Below are 3,359 nucleotides of genomic sequence, written 5' to 3' on the forward strand. Positions count from 1 at the left end.
AATCATATGTAAAATCATTAGTAGCATAGAATCCAAAGTTATCAAAGTATAATCCAGTATTATTTGGTGCTAAGATATCTCTTCCCAAAACAGTCGATTCATCTATCTCTATGCCAAATAGATTGTATATAGTTGGGGCAATATCTAGCGTTGTAGACACAGTCTCAATGACTTCACTTTCTAATTCTGAATTATATATAATCAATGGATTATTTGATAAATCTCGTAAATCACTTTTTGTGATTGAATCATCATTCACAAGAGTACGTATATTCGCCAAATTTTCATTTTGTAAGTAATTTCCTTTTATTGCATGATCACCATATACAACGATTACAATATCATCCATTCTATGAGCATCCTCTGCTTTTTGCATAAACTCTGCGATTGATCTATCTAAATCAACTGTTTTACACATAATTGTAATATATTCCATATTTAGTGTTGGATAAACTGACATAACCTCTTCCGCATATTGACCAATGTTATCATCGTAATAAGGTGTTCCATATGGTTGATGTCCACTATATGTTATCCAAAAAGCAAGAAATTTTGGATCTTCGAGTAAAATATATTTAAATGCCTCCATAGTAATAGAGTCACATGATTCTGTTTCTAATCCTAATTCATAAGATCCAAAGAAATCATATCCTAGGTTAGGGAATAATTCTGATCGGTTATAAAATTCTCCAAAATTATTATGATATGCATAAGCATTATATCCCTCTTGCTTAAACATCTTAGCTAATGTAGTTGGGTATTCATTATCAACATATCTGAACGAACTTGCATAACCATCAGATTCTGGTATGAGTCCAATATTAGCCATAAATTCTGAGTCACTTGTCGATCCTGGAAGTAATGGAGCACTAAAGTTTTCAAAATACAATCCTTCTGTTTTTAACTTAAATAATGTAGGTGTTAATTCAGGAGTAATAAAAGCATTAGCTAGAGACTCTGCTTGTATAACTAAGATACTTTTATCTTTCAATAATCCCGTGTATTCATTACTACCCCAAGTTTCCTTAGTAGATAAGTAATCAGTGATTTCATCAATGTGTGAATTATCATCTGAATCAGATGCTAGTGTCTGTGCATCACGGTAAAATAATGTAGTTGGTCCATATAGTTTGACAAATTGAGAAGTTGAATTGATAGAATCATAAACATAGTAATCTGTTTTATATACAAGAAATGGATCAATATCTTCCCATTTTTCAATACTATTTTCAAATTTATTAAAGAAAAAGAAACAAGATACAAAAGACAATCCCCCTAATATTAAACTTATATAATATCTTCTATTTTTGGGTTTATGTGCAAAAAAGTATAGAACAATGAATATAATTTGAACAAGGATTATAACAACGATTATCATGATATCAGTAGATTTTATTAATTCTGCTACACTACTTTTAGATTGTGATAACTCTTTTTGTAAAGAAAGAGCAGTTGATAATCGATAATAAAAATTGAAACCACGGTAATAAATTGTTTGAGAAACAATGTATAAACCATACAAAAAAGGTATCAAAAATCCAATGATCATATTCCATTTTCTAGGAATAATAGTAATTATTGCAAAAAACAATGCGATAAATAAAAGAAATAGGTATGTTTCAGTACTTGTAAATGTTGAACTGAATGTGAATCTAATAAAAATGAGTAATAATACACTAATAATTATATAAATCCAGTTTATTATGGCAGCATTTAACCTTTTCATACCTTTCCTCCTATTCTACTTTAGATTTCTTTTTTCTTTGATGTTAATTTAATTATTAAAGACATACAGACATAGTTTAGAGGTATAGTTATTGGTAATGACACTAATTTTGCGTATTCCTTTGGAGCATGGAATACATCTGCAACTAGGATAACAATTAGCATATTAACAATAAGTCCAGGTAAATAACTTAATGGAAACGTAATTGCTGATTTTAATGAGGGTTTCTCATTATATGTGAACTTCATATTAGCAAAATATGAAATAATGATTGTTAGTGAGTCGCCCAAAACACTTGATAATGATACAATCATCCCAAATTTTACTAATACAATGTAAATTAATTGAGAAAGAATTGTATTAATACCACCAATAATTCCAAAAATTAGAAACTGTTTACTTAAAAATTTATTTTTTATTTTTTCAAACATAACATTACCTTGCCTATTCTTTATTTGCTAATTTGACTTATTAAATTAACTAAAGCACCATTCCAATAAATTGTCACTTCATTTGATGAAAAACTTAAATACTCATCAACATATACTTTAGCAGGAGGTGTATTGCCACCAAGCGCTTGCGTAAATGAATCTTCTCTATCATTATCTGGACCACCTACTAGTACTCCTACTAAATTAGCATTTTTAGCTTTTGTTAGTCTATGGTGCATATTTTGTGGCGTATTTTGCCCATATCCACTTATAAATGACATATTAAGAGAATTCTTACCGTAGAGATAGTTAACTTGCTCAACTGCGGCTTGTTTATAATTCTCATCACCAAATACATTATAAGCAAACATTAATAAAATACCATTATTAGCAACAAAGCCATTACTTCCCCATGAATAATTTTCTAAGGATACTTGATAACCATCAACATTTACGATGTTCAATATCGTATCTGCTTGATATTTTAAGTTTTCTGAAACTTGTTTATAGAAATCTTTATGATCTTTAGCATTATCATTTATTAGGAATAAATAACTGCCATATGCTCCAACATCTCTCCAGCTTGTACCTGAAGTAGCATTAGCATCTTTACTAAGCATTTCTTTTGCATAATCTAAATACTTGTCATCATTTGTTGCACTCCACATAGCAATAGCAGCAAAGAATCTCTCATCAATATCTTTATCATCACGATATTCACCTGCGCTAAAACCTTCTGGATTGGTTAATTCCACAAACTCAAAGGCTCCTGTTAAATTTGCCCAAGCCTTTTCGGTGACTGCTAAGCATCTCTCTGCAAATGCAGGGTCAATATCTTTATATACAATACTAGCTAAAGCCATAGTTGAAATGAAATCTGCAGTAGTTGTTGTTTCTGCTGGTAGAATATACATTTGTTGCTTATCATTTTCAGGCACAATATCTCCAGGAAAACTTGGAGTTACGGCTTTGTTGTAAACCCCTCCCCAGTCAGCTTGCATCTTCATTAACCATTCTATTTCATAACGAGCTTCATCAAGAATATCAGGCACACTGTTTCCTGTCTCTGGAATTCCTAAATCATCAGTAAACATTGTTGGGTTTGTCATGTAAGCAAATAGTAAATCATTAACAGTCTTTGTACCTGTTTTTACATATCTTCCATAATCTCCTGCATCATGCCAACCACCATTAACATCAAT

General features: G+C 30.6%; 3 protein-coding genes. All 3 read right to left on the reverse strand.

Annotated features, from left to right (window positions below):
- Positions 1-1,726: LTA synthase family protein (locus RR430_RS09195; RefSeq protein ID WP_332509024.1), on the reverse strand; the 1,726-nt coding region annotated here is incomplete at its 3' end.
- 20 nt (positions 1,727-1,746) lie between these two features.
- Positions 1,747-2,157: a GtrA family protein gene (locus RR430_RS09200; protein ID WP_332488632.1), complete on the reverse strand. Its 411-nt coding sequence runs from the start codon at positions 2,155-2,157 to the stop codon at positions 1,747-1,749.
- Positions 2,158-2,177: 20 nt separating this feature from the next.
- The coding region (locus RR430_RS09205; protein ID WP_332509026.1) for a glycoside hydrolase family 9 protein at positions 2,178-3,359 on the reverse strand (1,182 nt) is incomplete at its 5' end.

Source organism: Anaerorhabdus sp., from assembly GCF_036641015.1.
Taxonomy (GTDB): Bacteria; Bacillota_I; Bacilli_A; order Erysipelotrichales; family Erysipelotrichaceae; genus Anaerorhabdus.